This window comes from Bradyrhizobium sp. USDA 376 (assembly GCF_054063675.1).
On sequence record NZ_JBSSGN010000001.1, the window covers coordinates 6,548,421 to 6,569,445 of the forward strand.

A 21,025-nucleotide genomic window follows, 5' to 3' on the forward strand; every position below is an offset into this window, starting at 1 on the left:
GGCGCTTTCCGTCAAGGGCCAAAAGACCTGCAGGAATGCAGGGCGGCAAGGCCGTTATGCGACGCGATAACAAGGCTTTATCGCGAACCCCTGCATTAATTTATTGGACTTGCCGGAGCATTTACGCGAAGCAGGGACAAGCGGAACTCAAAGTCGAGCCCGCGTTTCCTGAGAAGCCCGTTTTCGACAGCGCTCTGACAGCTCAATGGCCGCGACGCTTCCCCCGCCCCGCCTTCTGCCCAGTGGCGACAGTGCCGTCACGGTCGAGTTCAGCCGCACCATCGATGACGACGCCAACCAGCGCGTGCTGGCGCTCGACAAGGCACTCGCAGCGAGCCCCATCGACGGCATCACCGAAACCGTGCCGACCTATCGCTCGCTGCTGGTGCATTACGACCCCGGCAAGATCGGCTTCGACGCGCTCGGCGAAAAGATCCTCCCGATCGCGACCCGGCCGCTGCCGCCGGCCACCAAGGCGCGGCGCTGGCGCATTCCCGTCGCCTATGGCGGCGAACACGGTATCGACCTCGAGGATGTCGCCAAGGCGCTGAACACCACGCCCGACGACATCATCGCCCGGCATGCGGGCGGCGACTACAAGGTCGCCATGATCGGATTCACGCCGGGCTGGTCCTATCTCAGCGGCCTCGACAAGTCCCTGCACATGTCGCGGCGGCAGTCGCCGCGGCTGCTGACGCCGGCCGGCACGATCTCGATCGGCGGCATCCAGGCCGGAATCCAGTGCCTGGCCGCCCCGAGCGGCTGGCACCTGCTCGGCCGCACGCCTGTCAGAACCTATCAGCTCCACCGCAATCCGACCTTCCTCACCGAACCCGGTGATCGCGTGACGTTTTTCGCCATCGATCACAAGACGTTCGAGGAGATGGATCGCGCCGCCGAGGCCGGCGAGATCGTCGCCGAGCAGGTGGTCGCATGAGCCGGCTCGTCGTCGCCAGCATCGGCCCTGCGAGCTCCGTCCAGGACGGCGGCCGCCATGGCGCGCAACGCTACGGTTTGACGGTCAGCGGAGCGATGGACCGTCTGTCGCTCGCGGCGGCGAACACGCTGGTCGGTAATGAACCGTTCTCCGCCGCCGTCGAGATCGGCCCGTTCGGCGCGACATTCACTGCGAAAGGTGGCGCCGTGCGCGTGGCGATCGCCGGTGCACCGCGGAACGCCGATGTCGCCGGGCGGCCGGTCGCGATGGACACATCGGTGACGCTGAAGGACGGCGAGACGCTGACGCTCGGTTTTGCCCGCGGGGGCGCCTTCACCTATCTGGCGATCGAGGGCGGGATCAAAGGCGAGCTGGTGTTCGGCAGCCTTGCGGTGAACGCCCGCGCCGGTCTCGGCAGCCCCTACCCGCGCCCGCTCCAGGCTGGCGACGAATTCACGGTCGATGCCGCGAGCGGTGCACCGGAGCTGCGCATCGAATTGCCGAAGCCCGCAACAGGTCCGATCCGCGTGCTGCTGGGGCCGCAGGATGACGAGTTCGACGACGCCAACAAGGCGCTGTTCTTAGATAGCGAGTGGAAGATCTCGGCGACGTCGGATCGCATGGGCTACCGGCTCGAAGGCCCCGCGATCAAGCACCTGCACGGCCACAACATCGTCTCCGACGGCACGGTCAACGGCAGCATCCAGGTGCCCGGCAACGGCTCGCCGATCGCGCTGATGATGGACCGCGGCACCTCCGGCGGCTATCCGAAGATCGCAACCGTGATCACGGCCGATGTCGGTCGCCTTGCGCAAACCTCGGCGGGAACCGCGTTCCGGTTCAAGCAGGTCAGCATGGCGGAGGCGCAGGACGAGGCGCGCAAGTTCGCGCAAGCGATCCGCAGCCTCCCCGACCGCCTGCGCTCCTCCGACACCGTCGAGCTCAACATCGAGGCGCTCAGCGATGCTAACGTCGCCGGCTATGCGGTCAGCGCCGTCGATGCCGGAACGTGGCAGGTCACGGCGGAACCGTAAGCGCAGCAAGACCAGAGGCGGAGAGCAACCATGAAGACGATCGATCTCAATTGCGACCTCGGCGAAGGGTTTGGCGCGTGGGAGATGGGCAACGACGCCGCGATGATCGAGCTGGCAAGCTCGGTCAACGTCGCCTGCGGCTTCCACGCCGGCGACCCCGACATCATGCGCCGGACGGTGGAGCTCGCAAAAGCGCGCGGCGTCTCGGTCGGCGCGCATCCCGGCTATCGCGACCTGCACGGCTTTGGCCGGCATCCGATCGCAGGGCTCAAGGCGTCCGAGATCGAGAACCTCGTCGCCTACCAGATCGGCGCGCTGCAGGCGATCGCGACCGCGGCGGGCCACAAGGTCACGCATGTGAAGGCGCATGGCGCGCTCTCCAACGTCGCCTGCGAGGATGACATGACGGCGAAGGCGATCGCCGCCGGCATCAAGGCTGTCGATCCCAGCCTGATCTTCGTCGTGCTCGCCAATTCGAAGCTGGTGAAGGCCGGTGAAGAAGCCAACCTACCGATGGTGCACGAAGTGTTCGCCGACCGCGCCTATGAGGATGACGGCAACCTCGTCTCGCGCAAGAAGCCCGGCGCGGTGCTGCACGATGCCAACGCGATCGCCGATCGCGTGGTGCGTATGGTGCAGGACGGCGCGGTGGTGTCGGTGACGGGCAAGGTCATCAAGATGCGCACGGACACGGTCTGCATCCACGGCGATACGCATGGCGCGGTCGAGATCGCGCGGACCTTGCGTCAGGCGTTGAAGGCTGCGGGGATCGAGGTCGCGCCGTTCAAGCGCGGGGCGTGAGGCGCGCTCGGTGCCGTAGGGTGGGCAAAGCGGAGCGTGCCCACCAATTCGACCTCAGATGTTGAAAGATGGTGGGCACGGCGCGAAGAGCGCCTTTGCCCACCCTACGAGAGCAGTGCAGCTTCGTTAGAACGGATGCACCGACAGCGTGCCGAACACGATCGCTGCGATCACGGCAAAGGCGCTGTAGAGCGCCAGATGATGGGCGCTCGCCCCGGTCCGACGCGAGAGCGAGCGCGCGTAGAAATGCAGTCTGGCTTCCGCCGATAGTTCGCGCATGGTCGATCTCCAACGCCCCATTTGCGGGAGTATGAAGGATCAACCCTGGCGGGAGGCAAGACGGCGGCGGAAATAGCGATGAGGGTTCTCTGAAAGCCCCCCATCGCAGGCGCAAATTCTTCTGAAGTCTGGGTTCCGAGAATCTTATTCGTTAAGATCCAAGCCAGTTGGAACCCGCTGGATGACGCTGGGATGACAGCTCTCGTAGCGTGGGCAAAGCGAAGCGTGCCCACCACTTAGGGATGGTGGGCACGGCGCGCGAAGGGCGCGCCTTTGCCCACCCTACAGCACCAGCAAGTTCGAAACGAGTATCCTCGTCCTGATCTAGCTGAAGCTTAGTAGACGTCAGCCTGGAAGCGGCCGGTCTTCTTGAGCTCGGCGACAAAGCTGACGGCCTCATCGGTCGAGCGCGCGCCGAACTGGGCGACGATGTCGACCAGCGCGCGCTCGACGTCCTTGGCCATGCGCTTGGCATCGCCGCAGATGTAGAGATGCGCGCCCTCGGCGAGCCAGGTCCACAATTCGCGGCCGACCTCGCGCATGCGGTCCTGCACGTAAAACTTCTTCTCGCCGTCGCGCGACCAGGCCAGCGACAACCGCGTCAGTTGGCCCGACGTCTTCATCGCATTGAGTTCTTCCTGGTAGAAGAAATCGCAATCGCTGCGCTGGTGGCCGAAGAACAGCCAGTTCTTGCCGGGCGCACCGGTCGCTTTGCGGTCGAGCAGGAAAGCGCGGAACGGCGCGATGCCGGTGCCGGGGCCGATCATGATGACCGGCGTCTTCGGATCCTGCGGCAGGCCGAAATTGTGCGCCTTCTGCACATAGACCTTGAGCTTCTCGCCTTCGGCGATGCGCTCGCCGAGGAAGGTCGAGGCAACGCCGATGCGCTTGCGCTTGCCGATCACGTAGCGCACGGAATCGACTGTCAGCGACAGTTTTCCCGGCGTCGCATTGTGCGAGGACGAGATCGAATAAAGCCGCGGCTGCAGCGGCTCCAGCGCCTCGACAAAGGCTTCGGGATGCGGCCGTGTGCCCGAGAATTTCTGCAGCGCCGCCATGACGTCGAGCGTCGCCGCATCGCCATCGGGATCCTCGCCCTGCGCCAGCGCACGCGCCTTCTCGCGCTGCGCGCCGCCGGTGATGAAGGAGATCAGCTCGAACAGCGAGTCCGGTGCCGGCGACAGCGAGACGTCGTCGATCAAAACCTCGCGCAGCGTCTTGCCGTTGACCTTGGTGGTGTGGGAGGCGCCGAGCAGCGCGATGATCTGGTCGACGAGGCCGACGTCGTTGCGCGCGAACACGCCGAAGGAATCGCCGACCACGTAGTCGAGCTTGCTCGCGGAGAGATCGAACTCGATGTGATAGGTCTCCTTCTCCGACTTCCCCTTGTTGAGGAGACGGCGCGACAGGAAGGTCGCCTCGGTCGGATTATCGCGCGAACGGCCCGGCTCGGCGATGGTCACCGTCACCGCGGGCGTGGCCACTGTGTCCGTCTTCTCAGGTGCCTTTGCCGCAGGCGCCTTGTCGAGCTCCTCGTACAGCGACTTCAGCATCCGCGCGGTTTCCTTGCCGCCGGGAACGCAGAGATTGAGCCGCGCTTCGCTGCGGCCCGCGATCGCCTCCGAATAATCGTGGCAATTGTAGCCGCACTGACCGCAATCCTGCTGCGCCATCGCCGCCATCATCTTGCGGCGGACGGGACGGCCCTCGGCGAGCTTCATCCGGTCGGCGATCGGCATGGTCTGGTCGTGCCATGGCGCTTCGCCGTCGTCGCCGTCGCCGGCCTGCATGACGGCGGCGCCCTGCTCCGCCGACAATGGCGTTGCGACATCAGGCGAGAGCAGTCCGGCAAAGAAGCCGTTCAGCCAGGAGCGCTGCGCGTCGGAGAACGGCGCGCTGGCGGGAATGATATCGAGTTTCGGCGGAGGGGTGATCTGGTTCATGCGGACACCTGTGCATCGGCAAGCTTGCGCAGCGTTTCGCCGTCGTGGCGGCGCGCAAAGGAGAGGAAGGTTTCGTCGGGCGAAGAGCGATGGGCGAGATAGGCCTTGAGCAGCGCCTCGACGGTCTTCGGCGCATCCTCGGCCTTGAGGTCGTGATAGACCTCCTGCCCGACATCGGCGTCGGGGCCGAACCCGCCACCGGTGAAGAGGTGATAGCCCTCGACGGTGTCCTCCTCGTTCACGGGCACGCGCGCGCCGATCAGTCCGATGTCGCTGATGTAGTGCTGTGCGCAGGAATGGTGGCAGCCCGTCAGATGGATGTTGACCGGCTTGTCCATGGCGACGCGCGGTTCGCACCAGTCGCCGATCTCGGCCGCGTTGCGCTTGGTGTTGGACGCCGCGAAGCGGCAGCCGGCATTGCCGGTGCAGGCGATCAGGCCGGCACGGATGTGCGAGGCCTCGACCGCGAGCCCGATCTGCTTGATTGCGGCAATGGCGAGCTCGACATTCTCGTCGCGCACGCCCGAGATCAGAAGGTTCTGCCAGACCGTCAGGCGGATTTCGCCGTCGCCGAGGTCGCGCGAAACCTTGGCAAGGCCGCGCATCTGGTCGCAGGTGAGCTTGCCGAGCGTCAGCGACACGCCGATCCAATTGAGGCCGTCCTGCTTCTGCTTCTGCACGCCGATATGGGCCATGCGATCCGCGGCGGGCCGCGGGAGAAACGCCTCTTCCGGCACGCGCGTGAACGGCGTCTTCAGCCGCTCCTCGACCAGCTTGAGGAAGCCGTCATGGCCCATCGCGTCGAGCACATATTTCAGCCGCGCCTTGTTGCGGTTGGTGCGGTCGCCATGATCGATGAAGACACGAACGATGGCATCCGCGACGGCAGTCGCCTGCTCCGGCTTGACGATGATGCCGGAATATTTTGCAAAATCCTTGTGGCCGGTGATGCCGCCGAGGCCGAGCCGAAACCAGACGCCGGGCTCGACGCCGAAACCGTCCCTCACCTCATAGGCGGTGAAGGCGATGTCGTTGGTCTCTTCCAGCACCGCGATCTTGCCGGCGCCGTCGAAGGCGACGTTGAACTTGCGCGGCAGGCCGTAGAGCGAGCGGTCGTTGAGGATGTGGTAGTGCCACTCGCGCGCATAGGGCCGCGTGTCGATGATCTCCTGCGGATCGATGCCGGCGGTCGGCGTTCCCGTGACGTTGCGGATGTTGTCGGCGCCGGAGCCGCGCGAGCACAGGCCGAGATCCTGGATGCCTTCGATCATTCTGATCGCGTGCTTCGGCGGGATCTCGCGCAGCTGGAGATTGGCCCGGGTCGTGACATGGCTGTAGGGACCGCAGAGCTCGTCGGCGAGATCGGCAAGACCCGACAGCTGCCAGTGCTTCATGATGCCGTTCGGGATGCGCAGGCGGCACATGTAGGAATCCTGCGTCGGCGCGACGTAGAAGATGCCGTAATAGCGCCAGCGGAAATTGTCCGCAGGGCTCGGCGGGGTGTTGTCGAGCGCCTGCTGGCGAAGGCGCGGATAGGCATCGAAGGGATGCTCGTCGCGCTTGAACTTCTCCTGGTCGGCGAGCTTCTTGCCTGCTGCGGTGACCTTGTCCTGCGCCTTGATGTGCACGGCATCAGGATCGGTCGGCTCGGCATTCGCCTTGCCGCCGCCGCCACCAAGGCCGCGACCGACGCGGCTGATCTGCAAGCCCGTCGTGAAGCCTTCGAGATAGCGTTTCTGCTCGTCGGTAAAGTCGACTGAGACCGTATCGATTTTCATGGTCGGTAACGAAGCTCCTGCGGCCACCTCGGTGGTATCGACGGAAAATTGCGCGACCCGCGGGGAACTCAGCTGGCGATGGAGCCAGCTTTGCAACCCGACGGTCCAATCAGCTTCGTTGCTGTGGGACTTGGCTCAGCAGGCACCAATGACAAGCTGGCCGCAGTGCAACATACAAGTTGCGTGCCAGCTTTCACGAAACGGAAAACGATTATCTTTCAATGGATTAAGAGCGGCCCGGAAAACATCGATCCCGGAACTCACACGAAATTCGAGCACTCGGCTCAAAATTTAGCCGCTGCCGCCCATCGCCTAAAAACGATGCAGGAAACGAATCAGGCCTTCCAGCGACCGACCTCGAAGGCCTCGAGGTGGCCCCGGATGTTGTCGGGATCGAAGGCGGGTCCGGCGAACGCGCCGAAGGCCGCGGGCGCCTCAGTGGGCGGCTGGCGGCCGACGGCTGCGTCGTAGAGATCGGGCCTGAACACGGCCATGGCCGTCTTGACGCCGTCAGGCGTCAGCGCCGTCTGACCCCAGCGCACCATCTGGGCGTAGAGCCAGGCGGCCTGGACCGGCTCGGGGCGCCCTGCCCCTTCGCGTCCGACGAGCAGGTAACGGCCGCTCTCGCGGAAGGTGCCGTCCGGCGAGATCTTCAGGCGTCCCGTGAGGGTACGCTGGATCACCTCGGCATCGACGCCGATCCGCTCGGGCTGCGCCAGAATCTGCGCCGCCTCGGTGAGGTTCGCAGGCTGTTCGATGAACTCGGCGCCCTTCACGGCCGCGCGCACCAGGCTAGCGACCACGTCCGGATTCTTGTCGGCCCAGACCTGGCGGACCGCGAGCACCTTCTCCGCCGCACGGACCAGGATGTCGGAGACGAAATGCAGGATGTGGCCGATGCCAAGATCGACCGCGACCGAATTCCAGGGCGCGCCGACGCAGAATGCATCGACATGGCCGCTCTTGAGGCTGTCGACCATATAGGGCGGCGGCAGCACGACGAGGCGCACGTCCTCGTCGGGATCGACGCCGGCCGCCGCCATCCAGAACCGCAGCTGATAATTGTGGGTCGAGAACGGGAAGGTCATGCCGAAAGTGAGAGGATCGGCCCCGGCCTTGCGGCGTTTGGCGACCACCTTCGCCAGCGCCTTCGCGGTGGCGAGCGGATCGAATCGGTCGCCGTCGATCTCTTCCATCAGCGCCGCGTGCAGCGCCGGCGACACCGTGATCGCATTGCCGTTGATGCCGAGATTGAAGGGCGCGGCGATCGGCACCTTGACGTGGCCGAGCCCGAGCGAGGATGCGATCGCGACGGGCGCCAGCAGATGTGCCGCGTCGAACAGGCCGATATTGAGCTTGTCGCGCACGTTGGACCATGACACCTCGCGCACCAGCTCGACGTCGAGCCCTTCGGCAGCGGTGAATCCCTTGTCGACGGCGACGATCAGGGCTGCGGCATCGACCAGCGGGATGAACCCGATGCGGAGCGGTCCAGTCATTTCAGCATCTCCGATGCGGTGATGATCGACTGGGCGATCTCGCCGATTTTCTTCTTCTCGCGCATCGCAGTCGAGCGCAGCAGCACATAGGCCTCGTCCTCGGTGAGGCCCTTCACCTTCATCAGGATGCCCTTGGCGCGTTCGATGATCTTGCGGTCCTCGAGCTGCGACTTGGTGCGCTCGAGCTCCTCCTGGAGTTTCGCGAAGGCGTTGAAACGGGACACGCAGAGGTCGAGGATCGGCTTGATACGCTCCTTCTTCAGCCCGTCGACGATGTAGGCCGACACCCCCGCCTCGACCGAGGCCTGGATCGAGGCTGAATCGCTCTGGTCCACGAACATCGCGATCGGCCGCTTCACGGCGCGGCTGACCTGGAACATCGCCTCCAGCACGTCGCGGCTGGGGTTTTCGAGATCGATCAGGATGATGTCGGGGTCCACCGCATAAATACGGGCGAGCAGGCTCTGCATCTCGCGGATATGGACGACCTGGGTGAACCCGGCCTCCCGCAGCCCCTCCTCGAGGATCGCAGCCCGGATCGGGCTCTCGTCGACAATCACGATTTTAGGCGACTGTTCGGCGCTCATGGCTCACTCACGGCAGGTGATTCATCCATAGCACGCCGGAGGGCCATGCAAAGGGTTGTAATTATGGGCAATTGGGACTAGCTCAGGCCGGTCAATCAGGCAGATCAGATATGGATCAGACGGCTGCGCCCAAGGTCAGCTTCGTGTCGCTCGGGTGTCCCAAGGCATTGGTGGATTCCGAGCGCATCATCACGCGCCTGCGCGCGGAGGGCTACGAGCTCGCCCGCAAGCATGACGGGGCCGACATCGTCATCGTCAACACCTGCGGCTTCCTCGACAGCGCCAAGCAGGAATCGCTATCGGCGATCGGCGAGGCCATGGCCGAGAACGGCAAGGTGATCGTGACCGGCTGCATGGGCGCGGAACCGGAGCAGATCGAGCAGGCCTATCCGGGCGTGCTCTCCATCACCGGCCCGCAGCAATATGAGAGCGTGCTCGACGCCGTGCACCGCGCGCTGCCGCCGGCGCACAATCCGCATCTCGACCTGGTGCCGCCGCAGGGCATCAAGCTGACACCGCGCCACTACGCCTATTTGAAGATCTCCGAGGGCTGCAACAACCGCTGCACCTTCTGCATCATCCCAAAACTGCGCGGCGACCTCGTCTCGCGTGCGGCCAACGACGTGCTGCGCGAAGCCGAGCGCTTGGTCGGCGCCGGCGTCAAGGAGCTGCTGGTGATCTCGCAGGACACCTCGGCTTACGGCGTCGATCTGAAATATGCCGAGAGCCCGTGGAAGGACCGCCAGGTCCGCGCCAAATTCCTCGATCTCGCGCGCGAGCTGGGCGAACTCGGGGCCTGGGTCCGGCTGCAATATGTCTACCCCTACCCGCATGTCGACGAGGTCATCGCGCTGATGAATGAGGGCAAGGTGCTGCCCTATCTCGACATCCCGTTCCAGCATGCGAGCCCCGAGGTGCTGAAGGCGATGAAGCGTCCGGCGGCGCAGGACAAGACGCTGGCGCGGATCAAGCGCTGGCGCGAGGAATGTCCCGATCTCGCCTTGCGCTCCACCTTCATCGTCGGCTTCCCCGGCGAGACCGATGCCGACTTCGCCTATCTGCTCGACTGGCTCGACGAGGCCGAGATCGACCGCGTCGGCTGCTTCAAATACGAGCCGGTTGCCGGCGCCACGTCGAACGCGATCGAGAATCCAGTCCCCGAAGAGGTCAAGCAGGAGCGCTACAACGCGCTGATGGCCCGCCAGCAGAAGATCTCGGCGCGCCGGCTGAAGCGCAAGGTGGGCACGCGCCAGCAGATCATCATCGACGAGGTCGGTCCGACGGTTGCGAAGGGCCGCTCCAAGGCCGATGCGCCGGAGATCGATGGCGCGGTGTATCTGTCGAGCCGCCGCCCGTTGCGCGTCGGCGAGATCGTCACCGCGAAGATCGAGCGCGCCGACCAGTACGATCTGCACGGCAGCGTCGCGGGATTTTGATCTTCCGCTGTCGCGATCGGTTCAGCCACGCACTCGCTGTAACCTCTCCCGCTTGCGGGAGAGGTCGCGCCGAAGGCGCGGGTGAGGGCTTTCTCCTCATTGGGAGTCTCTCTGCGGAGGCACCCTCTCCCCACCCCTCTCCCGCAAGCGGGAGAGGGAGCGGACCGCCGCCGGGGCTTAGAGTTCAGTCACACCAGCCATTTCGGCACCCAGCGCTCCGGCCTGGCTGCGCGGGCGAGATCGGCACGCTTCGCGTCGTCCGAATGAAGCAGAGCACCGGGGTCATTTCCGTTCCGATAGAGATGGAATCGGAACGGGCTTTAGATTCCAATTTTGACGCGTGTTCTTAACGCGAACAGGCTGCCGAGCACAAAGGATGTTGGAGCAAGTTCGTCATGTCGCTTCTCCCGACGCCTGCCGTCCGTCATGCGCGGAAAACGCCTCCTTGGCTGCGAACAGCCCGTTCACCGCCGCCGGGAAGCCCGCATAGACGGCCATCTGCATGATGATCTCCACGATCTCGTCGCGAGACAGCCCGACGTTCAGACCCGCCTCGATATGCACTTTGAGCTGAGGCGCGGCATTTCCGAGCGCCGTCAGCGCGGCGATCGTCGCGATCTCTCGATCGCGCAGGCCGAGGTCCGGGCGGCTGTAAATGTCGCCGAAGGGAAACTCGATCACGTATCGTGCGAAATCCGGAGCGATGTCGGCGAGTGAGGCGACGACCTTTTCGCCGGCTTTGCCGTCAATGCGTGACAGGGCCCGCTGGCCGCGATCGAAGCGGCTTTCGGCTTGTGTTTGGGCGTGCGTCATTTTCCTTCGTCCTCTGTTCGTCGCCGGCATAGCCGGCGATCTTGGTATCAAGGACGAGCAGGCATTCCTGGAGTTCGGCAATCTGCGTGCGAACCTGTTCCCGGTGGACTTCCAGCATCTGCCGCCGGGCTGACCCGGTGGCTTCGCCTTCGTCACGAAGCGCCGCATAACGCAACATGTCCCGGATCGGCATTCCCGTGGTCTTGAGCCGACCGAGGAATGCGATCCATGTGAGGATCGATGCGTCAAAGTCACGCTGGCCGGAACGATCCCGGTCTGCGTATGGCAGCAGCCCGATGCGCTCATAATAACGCAACGTGTGGGTCGACAAGCCGGTTCGTTTTGCGAGGTCGCCGATCTTCATGTGTGCCCGTTCTCGTACTGACGCACGTACAGATACCCCTTCGAGCGCACTCTAAGTCAAGGGGGATCGAAGGTGCCGTTCCCGCGAGGTCAAGATGGCACGACAGCAGAAGATCTCGGCGCGCCGGCTGGGCGGCAGCATCGCGGGAGTCCGAGCTTCAGGATGCCGCCAGCCATTTCGGCACCCAGCGCTCCGGCCTTGGTGCGCGGGCGAGATCGGCCTTCGCTTCGGAGAGCTGCGCCGGCTCGCCGCCGATGGTTGGGCGCACATCGTACTCGAAGCTCGGCATGATGCGGCCATCGGCATAGAGTCCGAAATTCATCACGTACCACAGGCCCAGCTCGGGCTGTGCGCGGCGCATCTCCTCGCGCAGATCGCGCAGCAGGGACTCGATCGAGGCGGCTTCCTCGAACGGCTGCGGTCCGCGCGTCAGGACACGCGCCTCGTACTGTTTGCCGACGATCGCGACCTCAAAGTGGGTCTTGTCCCAGGGTTTCTTGCCCTTAGGCAGATGCGCGGCCAGGCGCCAGCCCAGCTCGGCCATCAGGCGGTGATTGGCCCAATAATCTTCGCGATCCCGGCTCCATTTCTCGACGAAGCCGCGGAAGTCGGGCAGCTCCGATGCGCCGTCGTCCGGCGCCGCCGCCTCGCCGGTCGGCCGTTCGGCGAGCCATTGCGCGAGCTCGACGGTCTGGCACTCGACCTCCTCGTGCGGCCTGAGATCGCTCCAGGCCTTCTCGAATTGCTGCGACGTCAGTTTGGCGAGCAGGCCATCGAGGCTCGGTGCGAGCAACTCGTAGTCGCCCTCCGACCCCAGTCCGACGATCGGCGGGTTGTCGCGGTCGAGACCGGCGCCATACCAGCCGCCGACAGCCGAGCCGTCGGGCAAGCGCATGAAAAGTGAGAACCTGTCGCGCAACGGACTGCCGTCGACGATCGGCGCGGAATCGGAGAACTGGCCCTGCAGGGAGAAGCAGCCGACGCTGCCCCAGGGGCGCCCCTTGAGCCAGGTGGCAAAGTCGACCAGCAGCGGCGGCGCTTCGATTCCCGGCGGAAACGCGCCGCGAATGCTGTCGAGGTCAATCGGGTAAGGGGTATCGGACAAGGCTGAAAACTGTCTGGTTGGTCCCGTCTCCCTTGGTCTGAACCGAGTCGCGTTCGGTTCGAACCAATTGGCGTCCGTTGATCACAAACGCGCTAGAGGCTCAATGGTTTCTACGCGGTGAGCGATGAAATACAATCACAAGGTTGGTATCCGGAGCGGGCTGTACGCGATTGGCACAGCATTGATCCTGCTTGCGCTTCCCGCCGCTGCCCAATCCCCGTCGCCGGCGCAGGCGCGGCAATGGTGCTTCGGCACCGACCAGGTTAGCGACGAGCAGCGCCTCGCCGGCTGCTCGGCGGTGCTGCGGGCCAATCCCTCCAACGCGCGGGCGCTTGCCAATCGCGGCGAGATCTTTCGGCGCAAGGGGGACATGGAGCGCGCCGTGGCCGACCTCAACCGCGCCATCGATCTCGATCCCAAGGACGCCATCGCCTGGTACAATCGCGGCATTGCCTATGACGATCTCGGCGATCGCGACCATGCCATCGCCGACTATACGAGCGCGATCCGGCTCGAGCCCGGTGACGCGCAATACTACAACAACCGCGGCAATTCATACTCCGGCAAGGACGACTACGCGCATGCGATCGCCGATTACGATCGGGCCATCAAGCTCGATCCGAAATTCGCGCTGGCCTATTACAACCGCGGCTCGACTTATCGCGAGCACGACAAGGCCGATCGGGCGCTCGCCGATCTCGACATGTCGATCAAGCTCGACCCGAATTACGGCCCGGCCTATGGCAACCGGGCTCGCATCTATCGTGACCGCGGCGACCGTGCCCGCGCGCTGGCCGATTTCTCCAGGTCGCTTCAGCTCTCTCCGAACAACGACCTCGATTACTATGCGCGCGCGAGCATGTATTTCGATACGCATGACTATGCGTTGGCGCTGGAAGATTACGACCGCGCGATCAAGGCCAATCCGATCTATTCCGGCGTGTTCAATTCGCGCTGCATGACGCGCGCGATCCGCGGGCGCTTGCAGGAGGCGCTGGCCGATTGCGAGCAGTCGCTGCGGATGGCGCCCAACGACCCTGATACGCTCGACAGCCGCGCCCTCACCTATCTCAAGCTCGGCAATCTCGACGCGGCGATTGCCGACTATGACGCAGCGCTAAACGCAAGGCCGCAGCTCGACAGCTCACTTTACGGCCGCGGACTAGCGAAGCGGAGGAAGGGCGACAACGAAGGCGCCGAGCGCGACATCGCAGCGGCGAAAGCGATCAACGCCGGCATCGCCGATGTGTTCGCGCATTACGGTGTCGAGTAATCCTCTCGCGCCGCTCTGCGCGCGCGAGCAATGTGACACTATAGTGCATTCACGCAGGGGTCACGGACTCGTCCTAACTCTGCCCGCGCTTTCAACGCGAGCGAGGATCTTTTGATGAGCCGCCTCTCAGTCATGCTGCGCACGCAGCGCTTCGACGATTACCGCTTCTACCACCAGAGCACCGTCAACCAGACGCTTCACCTCCTCAGCGCAGTGATCTTCCTCGGCTGCTATGCGCTGCTGTTCAAAGACCCTGCCCTCGCGGGTCTCGTCGGCTGGCTCGCCATGCTGACGCGGCAAACCGGGCATTTCTTCTTCGAGCCGAACGGCTATGACGCCGTCAACGACGTCAGCAACGCCTACAAGGAAGCGGTCAAGGTCGGCTATAACCAGACCCGCAAGATCATCCTGCTGCTGGTCTGGGGCAGCGCGCCGATCGCGCTCTACGTCTTCCCGACGCTGTTCGGACTGTTCGATCCTCCCGTCGGCCGCTTCGACTTCGTCCGCCATGTCGGCGCGCTCTGGCTCGCGATCGGCATCGCTGGCGGGCTTGCCCGCATGCTCCAGCTCTTTGCAACGCGTGACGTCACGACCGGACTCGTCTGGGTATTCAAGGTGCTGACCGACCCCTTCCACAACATCGCGCTGTACTGGAATTCGCCGCTCAAGCTGATGCGCGGTGAGTTCATCGACAGCGCCATCGCGGATGCGGATTGGGGCGACGAGGACGCCGAGGAAGCGGCGCACCTGACCTGATCGATGCACGTTCGGCGGGCATCTTGCAAAACGGCCGCTTGACAAGTCCTGCCATTCGGCTGTACGGACGCGCCCCATGATCAACTCTCGGACCCATCAACGCGCAGCTTTCCGTCGTCGCACCCGCGACGATGATGGGTTGCGCCATGTCCGACGACGCCGCTGAAGCACTAGAATTCAGCCAGTTTTCGAGAAGGCCGCACCCGCAAAGTGCGGCCTTCTTGCTTTTCGCGCGCCTTTTTCACCCGCCTCCAGAGGAGTTCGACATGACCACCGCCACTCATCCGTATGACGCGCTGATGGACATCACCGCACGGCCCAAGGCCGTGTTCGTCCGCGGCGCCGGCTCCTACCTCTGGGACGACAGCCGCAAGCGCTATCTCGATTTCGTGCAGGGCTGGGCCGTGAACTGTCTCGGCCACTCCCCGCCCGCAATCGCCGATGCGCTCACAGCTCAAGCCAAGCGGCTTTTGACGCCGAGCCCGGCATTCTACAACGAGCCGAGCCTCAAGCTGGCGCAGGCGCTGGTCGAGAACAGCGCCTTCGACCAGGTGTTCTTCGCCAATTCGGGCGCGGAAGCCAATGAGGGCGCGATCAAGCTCGCGCGCAAATATGGCAGCCTGCACAGGAACGGCGCGTTCGAGATCATCAGCTTCGAAGGCGGCTTCCACGGAAGGACGCTGGCGACGATGTCGGCTTCGGGCAAGAAGGCGTTCGAGCCGCTGTTCGAGCCGAAAGTGTCAGGCTTCAAGAAGGCGAAGCTGAACGACATCGCCTCGGTCGAGAAGCTGATCAACGCCAACACGGTGGCCGTGATGCTCGAGCCGATCCAGGGGGAATCCGGCGTGTGGCCCGCGACCGATGCGTTCCTGAAAGAGCTGCGCGCGCTGACCGAGGCGCACGGGCTGCTGCTCATTTTCGACGAGATCCAGACCGGCATGGGCCGGACCGGAAAACTCTTTCACCATGAGCATGCCGGCATCGCCCCCGATATCATGACGCTGGGCAAGGGCATCGGCGGCGGCGTGCCGCTCGCGGCGCTGCTTGCGACCGAACGCGCATCCTGCTTCGAGCATGGCGACCAGGGCGGCACCTTCAACGGCAACCCGATCATGTGCGCGGCGGGCCTTGCGGTGCTGGAGGAGGTCAAGAAGCCCGACTTCCTGAAGTCGGTCGCCGAGACCGGCCTCTTGCTCGAAAGCGAGTTGCAGAAGGTCTCCGCCCGGCACGGGCTCGGCGGCGTCCGCGGACGCGGCCTGCTGCTCGCGCTCGACCTCAAGCTGCCGATCGCGCCCGGGATCGTCGCGCAGGCGTTCGAGGCCGGCGTGCTGCTCAACGCCCCGCAGGTCGACACGCTGCGCTTCATGCCGGCGCTGAACGTCACGAAGGGAGAGATCGCCGAGATGATCGATTGTCTCGACGGGATCTTGACCAAGGCCGGCGCGGCACGACGCGTGGCGTAGAAGCGGCCTTGTGCCCCGGACGTAGCGCAGCGCCCCTTCGGCGGTGCGCTACAGAGCCGGGGCCCATCTCACCACATGGTACCCTGTTGCCAAACTGGGTCCCGGCTCTGCGCCGCAACGCTTGCGCGCTGCGGCTTGTCCGGGACACGGGAGCTACGGCTTCAAGATCGACGCGCCCGTGGTCTTGCGGCTTTCGAGATCGATATGGGCCTTCGCGGCGTCCTTGAGCGCGTAGGCGTGGTTGATCGGCACGTGCAGCTTGCCGTTGATGACGGCGGCGAACAGCGTGTCGGCGCCTTCCAGCAGCTCCTTGCGCGTGCCGATATAGTCGTTGAGCTTCGGGCGCGTCGCGAACAGCGAGCCGTGATTGTTGAGCTCGGCGATCGAGAACGGCGGCACCGGACCTGAGGCATTGCCGAAGGAGACGAACATGCCGCGCGGCTTCAGGCAGGACAGCGAGCCCGGGAAGGTCGCCTTGCCGACGCCGTCGTAGACGACGTCGCAGCCCTCGTTGCGGCTGATCTGCTTGACGCGCGCGACGAAGTCCTCCTCGTTGTAGAGGATGACGTGGTCGCAGCCATTGGCCTCCGCGAGCTCGGCCTTCTCGCGCGAGCCGACGGTGCCGATGACATGGGCGCCGAGCGCGCTCGCCCATTGGCAGGCGAGCAGGCCGATGCCGCCGGCGGCGGCGTGGATCAGCACGCGATGGTGCGGCTCGACCCTGAAGGTCTTGTGCAGGAGATACCAGACCGTCAGCCCCTTCAGCATCAGGACGGCGCCCTGCTCATGGGTGATGTGGTCGGGCAGCTTGACCAGCTTCTCCCAGGGGATGTTGCGCTCGCCGGTATAGGCGCCGAGATTGTGGTAGTAGGCGACGCGGTCGCCGGGATGGAAATGCGTGACGCCCGGCCCGACCGCGACCACCTCACCCGAGGCCTCGTTGCCGGCGATGAAGGGCAGCCCCGGCGCCTTGTAGAGGCCGGTGCGGTAATAGACGTCGATGAAGTTGAGGCCGACCGCATGCTGGCGGATGCGCACCTCGCCGGCGGCAGGCGCCGGCACCTCGATGCTCTCATAGACCAGGGCTTCGGGACCCCCGACCTTGTGCACCCGGACGGCTTTGGTCATCACCTGACCTCCTCTTCTCCAAGGCTAAGCGAAAGACATCGCGCCCGCCTTGTCAACTCGGCGCCCACGTTAACGGCTAGACCGACAGCTTGCGCGCCTTCCTGCGGTTGCGCTTGGCCAGCACATTGAAGAATTCGACCGCCGCCGAGAACGCAATTGCGAAATAGATGTAGCCGCGCGGGATGTGGAATTTGAATCCGTCCGCGACCAGCGCGACGCCAATCAGCACCAGGAAGGCCAGCGCCAGCATCTTCGTGGTCGGATGCTCCGCGACGAATCGCGACACCGGCCCGGACGAAATGTACATGATCAGGCAGGCGATCACGACCGCCGCGACCATGATCTCGATGTCCTGCGCCATGCCGATCGCGGTGATGATCGAGTCCAGCGAGAACACGATGTCGATGATCACGATCTGGACAATCACCCAGAAGAAGGCGCTGCCGCCGGATTTCTCATCGCCCTCGTCGTCATCGGCCTCGACCTCGGCGTGGATCTCGTGCGTCGCCTTCGCGATCAGGAACAGGCCCCCGCCGATCAGGATCAGATCGCGCCAGGAAAAATCATAACCTGCAAACGAGAACACCGGCGCGGTCAGGCCGATCAGCCAGACCAGCACGCTGAGCAGCATGATGCGGAAGATCAGCGCCAGCGCCAGCCCGATCTGGCGGGCACGGTTCGCCTGCTGCTCCGGGATGCGCGAGACGATCACCGACAGGAAGATGACGTTGTCGATGCCGAGCACGATCTCGAGCGAGGTCAGGGTCAGCAGCGCCGCCCACGCCTCGGGGCTGGTGACCAGATGCATCATGCGAAGGATCTTGCGAGGCGGATCAAGGCGTCGCTGAAGCTGATCCAGAGCGCGATCGCGCACAGCGCAACCGTCACGACGGGGCCGACGTGAAAGTCCATGTCCAGCGTGTAGAGGGACAGCAGCGCCCAGATCGCGATCAGCGACATCGTCAGCCAGCGCAGCCGCACGACGCGGACCGGATGCAGCACGTGGAACGGCACGAAGGTCAGCACCACCAGGGCCGCGACCAGCAGCGTGGACCACAGCGGCGACCAGTGCAGCAGGAACAGGTAGAACGCCGCCGCATTCCACAGCGCCGGGAAACCGCGGAAGTGATTGTCGTCGGCCTTCATGCGCAGATCGGCGAAATATAGTGCGCTGGTGACGATGATGGCGACGCCGAGCAAGGGCGCTGCGACCGGCAGCAACAGCCCGCTCGCCACGATCGCATAGGCCGGCACGAACACATAGGTGACGAAGTCGACCACGAGATCGAGCACGTCGCCCGACCAGTTCGGCTGCACGTTCTTGACGTCGAGCCGGCGCGCGATCGGACCGTCGACGGCGTCGATGATCAGCGCGATGCCCAGCCACTGAAACATCGCCGCCCAGTGCTCGCGCACGGCCTCCAGCATCGCCAATAGCGCGATCGCCGCACCGAAGGCGGTGAAGATATGCACCGAGAACGCCGCGGCGCGGATCGCGGGTGTCGGCTTCAGGGAATCCTCTCGGCTGTCCATGGCTTCTGCTATCAGAATGAGACCGATTTGCACATAAGCCATTGCGGTGCCCGGTCGCACAATTCGCCATAAAACCTAGGAAAAATAGGTGGGCTTGAATTTGCCGCGGGGCGTGTCATTTGTCGTTCCATGACAGACGCATCGACACTTTTTGACGCAGCCGTGATCGGCGGCGGACCGGCCGGGCTCGCAGCGGCGATCGCACTGGCGCAGTCCGGAGCACGGACCGCGCTGGTGGCACGGCGTCTGCCCTATGCCGACAATCGCACCACGGCGCTGCTCGGTGCCTCCATCGATCTCCTGGAGAGCCTCGACGTCTGGCCGCGCTGCAAGGACAAGGCGGCCGCGCTGGAGGTCATGCGGCTCGTCGACGACACCGGCCGGCTGTTCCGCGCGCCGGAGGTCCGTTTCTCCTGTCACGAAATCATGCTCGACGCCTTCGGGTACAACATCGACAACCGCTCGCTGATGCTGGCGCTGGAAGAGCGCGCGGCCGAGCTGCCCGGGATCGTCCGTTTCGACGACGAGGCCGAGAGCGTCGTCATCGAAGCCGACGATGTCGCGATCCGCACTGCCTCCGCACAATTCCTCTCGGCCCGGCTGGTGGTCGGCGCCGACGGCCGGCATTCGCTATGCCGGGAGGCTGCCGGCATCGCGGTGACGCGGCGGGAGCTGACGCAGACCGCGCTGACCTTCAACGTCGGCCACACGCGGCCGCATCGCAACGTCTCGACCGAGTTCCACACGCCACACGGGCCCTGCGTGTTCGTGCCCCTGCCCGGCGACCGCTCCAGCATCGTCTGGGTCTCGGCGCCCGCGGAGGCCGAGCGGCTGCGCGGCCTCAGCGACGAGGAGTTGTCCGCCGCGATCGAGAAGCAGTCACATTCGATCCTCGGGCGCATGACGGTCGAGCCCGGGCGTAACCTGTTCCCGCTGGCGATCGAGCGTCCAAGATCGTTCGGCTGCGACCGTATCGCGCTGGTCGGGGAAGCCGCCCATGTGGTCCCGCCGATCGGCGCCCAAGGCCTCAATCTCGGCCTGCGCGATGCCGCGGACATCGCGCGGCTCGCGGGCGAGGCCATCGCGGCAGGCCAGGATCCCGGCGCGGGCGACGTGCTCACGCGCTACGACCGCGCCCGGCGGCCCGACATCCTGAGCCGGACGTTTGCGATCGACATCGCCAACCGCTCTTTGCTCAACGATTTCCTGCCGCTCCAGCCGGTCCGCGCCGTCGGCATGCACCTGCTCGGCGCCATCGGCCCGCTCAGGCGTTTTGCCATGCGCGAGGGCCTGACGCCGACCTGGCGGCGGTAACGCCTATTACGGAAACACCAGCCGGCCGGTCTGAAGCAACCACATCACGCTGGTCAGCGTGACCACCGATGCAAACGTCCCGAGCAGCACGGCGACGGAGGCGGCCTCGACCCAGGCATCGTTCTGCCGGGCGATCACGAACACGTTCAATGCCGGCGGCAGCGAGGCCATCAGCACGGCGGTCGCAGCCCAGGGCTGCGCAAAGGGGCCGAACGCCAGCATCAGGCCGAACGCCGCAAGCGGATGGATCAGGAGCTTCACCGCGATCACGCCGGGCACCTCCCACGGCACACGGTCGAACGGACGGAGCGCCACCGTCACGCCGAGCACGAACAGCGCGGTCGGCGCGGCCGCGTTCTGGAGGAAGGTGATGGTGCGGTCGAGCGCGACCGGCAGCTCGATATGGAGCGCCGCCACCGCCGCGCCAAAGCAGGCCGACATGATCAGCGGGTTGAGCACGATCTGCTTCAGCACGACGCCAAAGGCGTGCACGATCGAGGGATGGTCGCGGTCGGAGAGCTCGATCAAGAGCGGCACGATCGTGAACAGGAAGATGCTATCGCAGCAGAAGATCAGCGCAGTCGGCGCCGCCGCCTTCGTCCCGAGCACCGCGAGCGCCAGCCCCGGCCCCATATAGCCGATATTGCCGTAGCCGCCGGAAAGCCCCGCGAGCGTCGCCTCGCGCAATGTCAGGCGCCCCAGCACCTTGCCGACGACCAGCGCCAGGGTGAACGCCGCAACCGTCGACAGCGTGGTAGCCACCAGGAACGGCGGGTTGTTCAGCTCCGCAAACGGCGTCTTCGACATGATCGCGAACAGCAGCGCCGGCAGCGACACGTAGAGCAGGAAGAAGTTCATCCAGGCGAGGCCCGATTCCGGCAGGGCCTTGACCTTGCCGCAAGCGAAACCAACGAAGATGAGGCCGAAATAAGGTAGAGCCAGGTTGAGGATATCGAGCATTGGTGAAGTGTTTTCTGAAGAC

General features: G+C 64.9%; 20 protein-coding genes. 8 read left to right on the top strand and 12 right to left on the bottom strand.

Annotation, left to right across the window (positions count from 1 at the left end):
• The first annotated feature begins 205 nt into the window (after positions 1 to 205).
• The 3 genes from pxpB to ACVJ19_RS30470 are packed head-to-tail and all read left to right on the top strand — an operon-like array spanning position 206 to position 2,772.
• Positions 206 to 937, top strand: coding sequence for a 5-oxoprolinase subunit PxpB (gene pxpB / locus ACVJ19_RS30460; protein WP_453952852.1), 732 nt, complete (start codon positions 206 to 208; stop codon positions 935 to 937).
• Positions 934 to 1,971 (top strand): 5-oxoprolinase subunit C family protein, encoded by a 1,038-nt coding sequence (locus ACVJ19_RS30465; RefSeq protein WP_453952853.1) that lies wholly within the window; start codon positions 934 to 936, stop codon positions 1,969 to 1,971. Before pxpB ends, ACVJ19_RS30465 begins: the two co-directional genes overlap by 4 nt.
• A 30-nt stretch (positions 1,972 to 2,001) precedes the next feature.
• Positions 2,002 to 2,772 (top strand): LamB/YcsF family protein, encoded by a 771-nt coding sequence (locus ACVJ19_RS30470; RefSeq protein ID WP_453952854.1) that lies wholly within the window; start codon positions 2,002 to 2,004, stop codon positions 2,770 to 2,772.
• A gap of 126 nt (positions 2,773 to 2,898) precedes the next feature.
• Here the strand turns inward: ACVJ19_RS30470 and ACVJ19_RS30475 are convergent, their stop codons facing one another.
• The 5 genes from ACVJ19_RS30475 to ACVJ19_RS30495 all read right to left on the bottom strand — a co-directional run bounded on the left by ACVJ19_RS30475 (position 2,899) and on the right by ACVJ19_RS30495 (position 8,858).
• The gene (locus ACVJ19_RS30475; RefSeq protein ID WP_035666020.1) at positions 2,899 to 3,051 is read right to left on the bottom strand and encodes a hypothetical protein; all 153 of its coding nucleotides are present in this window, start codon (positions 3,049 to 3,051) and stop codon (positions 2,899 to 2,901) included.
• Positions 3,052 to 3,386: 335 nt separating this feature from the next.
• On the bottom strand, positions 3,387 to 4,994 hold the full coding sequence (locus ACVJ19_RS30480; protein WP_453952855.1) for a sulfite reductase subunit alpha: 1,608 nt from the start codon (positions 4,992 to 4,994) through the stop codon (positions 3,387 to 3,389).
• Positions 4,991 to 6,772, bottom strand: coding sequence for a NirA family protein (locus ACVJ19_RS30485; protein ID WP_453952856.1), 1,782 nt, complete (start codon positions 6,770 to 6,772; stop codon positions 4,991 to 4,993). Before ACVJ19_RS30485 ends, ACVJ19_RS30480 begins: the two co-directional genes overlap by 4 nt.
• Before the next feature lie 335 nt (positions 6,773 to 7,107).
• Positions 7,108 to 8,271, bottom strand: coding sequence for a CmpA/NrtA family ABC transporter substrate-binding protein (locus tag ACVJ19_RS30490; protein ID WP_453952857.1), 1,164 nt, complete (start codon positions 8,269 to 8,271; stop codon positions 7,108 to 7,110).
• Complete coding sequence (locus tag ACVJ19_RS30495; RefSeq protein WP_008564898.1) at positions 8,268 to 8,858, bottom strand: ANTAR domain-containing response regulator; 591 nt, start codon at positions 8,856 to 8,858, stop codon at positions 8,268 to 8,270. The genes ACVJ19_RS30490 and ACVJ19_RS30495 overlap by 4 nt, the downstream gene beginning before the upstream one ends.
• Positions 8,859 to 8,968: 110 nt before the next feature.
• Between ACVJ19_RS30495 and rimO the strand changes: the two genes are divergently transcribed.
• Complete coding sequence (gene rimO, locus ACVJ19_RS30500; protein ID WP_453952858.1) at positions 8,969 to 10,294, top strand: 30S ribosomal protein S12 methylthiotransferase RimO; 1,326 nt, start codon at positions 8,969 to 8,971, stop codon at positions 10,292 to 10,294.
• A gap of 393 nt (positions 10,295 to 10,687) precedes the next feature.
• Here the strand turns inward: rimO and ACVJ19_RS30505 are convergent, their stop codons facing one another.
• The 3 genes from ACVJ19_RS30505 to ACVJ19_RS30515 form a co-directional block, all read right to left on the bottom strand.
• Complete coding sequence (locus ACVJ19_RS30505) at positions 10,688 to 11,107, bottom strand: carboxymuconolactone decarboxylase family protein (RefSeq protein WP_453955248.1); 420 nt, start codon at positions 11,105 to 11,107, stop codon at positions 10,688 to 10,690.
• Positions 11,040 to 11,471, bottom strand: a complete 432-nt coding sequence (locus ACVJ19_RS30510; RefSeq protein ID WP_453952859.1) for a MerR family transcriptional regulator — start codon at positions 11,469 to 11,471, stop codon at positions 11,040 to 11,042. The genes ACVJ19_RS30505 and ACVJ19_RS30510 overlap by 68 nt, the downstream gene beginning before the upstream one ends.
• Positions 11,472 to 11,628: 157 nt before the next feature.
• Entirely contained in the window at positions 11,629 to 12,576 is a 948-nt protein-coding gene (locus ACVJ19_RS30515) for a hypothetical protein (RefSeq protein ID WP_453952860.1), read from the bottom strand.
• Positions 12,577 to 12,700: 124 nt separating this feature from the next.
• Here ACVJ19_RS30515 and ACVJ19_RS30520 point away from each other — a divergent pair, with 124 nt between their 5' ends.
• The 3 genes from ACVJ19_RS30520 (at position 12,701) to ACVJ19_RS30530 (ending at position 16,068) form a co-directional block, all read left to right on the top strand.
• Positions 12,701 to 13,849 carry a tetratricopeptide repeat protein gene (locus ACVJ19_RS30520; RefSeq protein WP_453952861.1) on the top strand — a complete coding sequence of 383 codons (1,149 nt, stop codon included), beginning with the start codon at positions 12,701 to 12,703 and terminating at the stop codon, positions 13,847 to 13,849.
• A gap of 114 nt (positions 13,850 to 13,963) precedes the next feature.
• Positions 13,964 to 14,605 carry a hypothetical protein gene (locus ACVJ19_RS30525; protein WP_453952862.1) on the top strand — a complete coding sequence of 214 codons (642 nt, stop codon included), beginning with the start codon at positions 13,964 to 13,966 and terminating at the stop codon, positions 14,603 to 14,605.
• Positions 14,606 to 14,871: 266 nt separating this feature from the next.
• Positions 14,872 to 16,068, top strand: a complete 1,197-nt coding sequence (locus ACVJ19_RS30530; protein ID WP_453952863.1) for an acetylornithine transaminase — start codon at positions 14,872 to 14,874, stop codon at positions 16,066 to 16,068.
• 153 nt (positions 16,069 to 16,221) lie between these two features.
• Here the strand turns inward: ACVJ19_RS30530 and ACVJ19_RS30535 are convergent, their stop codons facing one another.
• From ACVJ19_RS30535 to pcsA, 3 genes are all read right to left on the bottom strand, one after another.
• Positions 16,222 to 17,196 (bottom strand): quinone oxidoreductase family protein, encoded by a 975-nt coding sequence (locus ACVJ19_RS30535; protein ID WP_453952864.1) that lies wholly within the window; start codon positions 17,194 to 17,196, stop codon positions 16,222 to 16,224.
• Between the two features lie 76 nt (positions 17,197 to 17,272).
• Positions 17,273 to 18,007, bottom strand: a complete 735-nt coding sequence (locus ACVJ19_RS30540) for a TerC family protein (RefSeq protein WP_453952865.1) — start codon at positions 18,005 to 18,007, stop codon at positions 17,273 to 17,275.
• Positions 18,004 to 18,771: a phosphatidylcholine synthase gene (pcsA, locus tag ACVJ19_RS30545; RefSeq protein ID WP_453952866.1), complete on the bottom strand. Its 768-nt coding sequence runs from the start codon at positions 18,769 to 18,771 to the stop codon at positions 18,004 to 18,006. The genes ACVJ19_RS30540 and pcsA overlap by 4 nt, the downstream gene beginning before the upstream one ends.
• 87 nt (positions 18,772 to 18,858) lie before the next feature.
• On the opposite strand from pcsA, the gene ACVJ19_RS30550 reads away from it, so the two are divergent.
• Positions 18,859 to 20,043: a UbiH/UbiF family hydroxylase gene (locus tag ACVJ19_RS30550; protein WP_453952867.1), complete on the top strand. Its 1,185-nt coding sequence runs from the start codon at positions 18,859 to 18,861 to the stop codon at positions 20,041 to 20,043.
• Positions 20,044 to 20,049: 6 nt separating this feature from the next.
• On the opposite strand, the gene ACVJ19_RS30555 is transcribed toward ACVJ19_RS30550, so the two are convergent.
• Positions 20,050 to 21,003: an AEC family transporter gene (locus ACVJ19_RS30555; RefSeq protein ID WP_453952868.1), complete on the bottom strand. Its 954-nt coding sequence runs from the start codon at positions 21,001 to 21,003 to the stop codon at positions 20,050 to 20,052.
• Positions 21,004 to 21,025 lie beyond the last annotated feature (22 nt).

What these genes read in the sequence shown, in the direction of transcription:
- pxpB (WP_453952852.1), top strand. Translation starts at nt 206, where the DNA reads ATGGCCGCGACGCTTCCCCCGCCCCGCCTTCTGCCCAGTGGCGACAGT.
- ACVJ19_RS30465 (WP_453952853.1), top strand. Translation starts at nt 934, where the DNA reads ATGAGCCGGCTCGTCGTCGCCAGCATCGGCCCTGCGAGCTCCGTCCAG.
- ACVJ19_RS30470 (WP_453952854.1), top strand. Translation starts at nt 2,002, where the DNA reads ATGAAGACGATCGATCTCAATTGCGACCTCGGCGAAGGGTTTGGCGCG.
- ACVJ19_RS30475 (WP_035666020.1), bottom strand. Translation starts at nt 3,051, where the DNA reads ATGCGCGAACTATCGGCGGAAGCCAGACTGCATTTCTACGCGCGCTCG.
- ACVJ19_RS30480 (WP_453952855.1), bottom strand. Translation starts at nt 4,994, where the DNA reads ATGAACCAGATCACCCCTCCGCCGAAACTCGATATCATTCCCGCCAGC.
- ACVJ19_RS30485 (WP_453952856.1), bottom strand. Translation starts at nt 6,772, where the DNA reads ATGAAAATCGATACGGTCTCAGTCGACTTTACCGACGAGCAGAAACGC.
- ACVJ19_RS30490 (WP_453952857.1), bottom strand. Translation starts at nt 8,271, where the DNA reads ATGACTGGACCGCTCCGCATCGGGTTCATCCCGCTGGTCGATGCCGCA.
- ACVJ19_RS30495 (WP_008564898.1), bottom strand. Translation starts at nt 8,858, where the DNA reads ATGAGCGCCGAACAGTCGCCTAAAATCGTGATTGTCGACGAGAGCCCG.
- rimO (WP_453952858.1), top strand. Translation starts at nt 8,969, where the DNA reads ATGGATCAGACGGCTGCGCCCAAGGTCAGCTTCGTGTCGCTCGGGTGT.
- ACVJ19_RS30505 (WP_453955248.1), bottom strand. Translation starts at nt 11,107, where the DNA reads ATGACGCACGCCCAAACACAAGCCGAAAGCCGCTTCGATCGCGGCCAG.
- ACVJ19_RS30510 (WP_453952859.1), bottom strand. Translation starts at nt 11,471, where the DNA reads ATGAAGATCGGCGACCTCGCAAAACGAACCGGCTTGTCGACCCACACG.
- ACVJ19_RS30520 (WP_453952861.1), top strand. Translation starts at nt 12,701, where the DNA reads ATGAAATACAATCACAAGGTTGGTATCCGGAGCGGGCTGTACGCGATT.
- ACVJ19_RS30525 (WP_453952862.1), top strand. Translation starts at nt 13,964, where the DNA reads ATGAGCCGCCTCTCAGTCATGCTGCGCACGCAGCGCTTCGACGATTAC.
- ACVJ19_RS30530 (WP_453952863.1), top strand. Translation starts at nt 14,872, where the DNA reads ATGACCACCGCCACTCATCCGTATGACGCGCTGATGGACATCACCGCA.
- ACVJ19_RS30535 (WP_453952864.1), bottom strand. Translation starts at nt 17,196, where the DNA reads ATGACCAAAGCCGTCCGGGTGCACAAGGTCGGGGGTCCCGAAGCCCTG.
- ACVJ19_RS30540 (WP_453952865.1), bottom strand. Translation starts at nt 18,007, where the DNA reads ATGATGCATCTGGTCACCAGCCCCGAGGCGTGGGCGGCGCTGCTGACC.
- pcsA (WP_453952866.1), bottom strand. Translation starts at nt 18,771, where the DNA reads ATGGCTTATGTGCAAATCGGTCTCATTCTGATAGCAGAAGCCATGGAC.
- ACVJ19_RS30550 (WP_453952867.1), top strand. Translation starts at nt 18,859, where the DNA reads ATGACAGACGCATCGACACTTTTTGACGCAGCCGTGATCGGCGGCGGA.
- ACVJ19_RS30555 (WP_453952868.1), bottom strand. Translation starts at nt 21,003, where the DNA reads ATGCTCGATATCCTCAACCTGGCTCTACCTTATTTCGGCCTCATCTTC.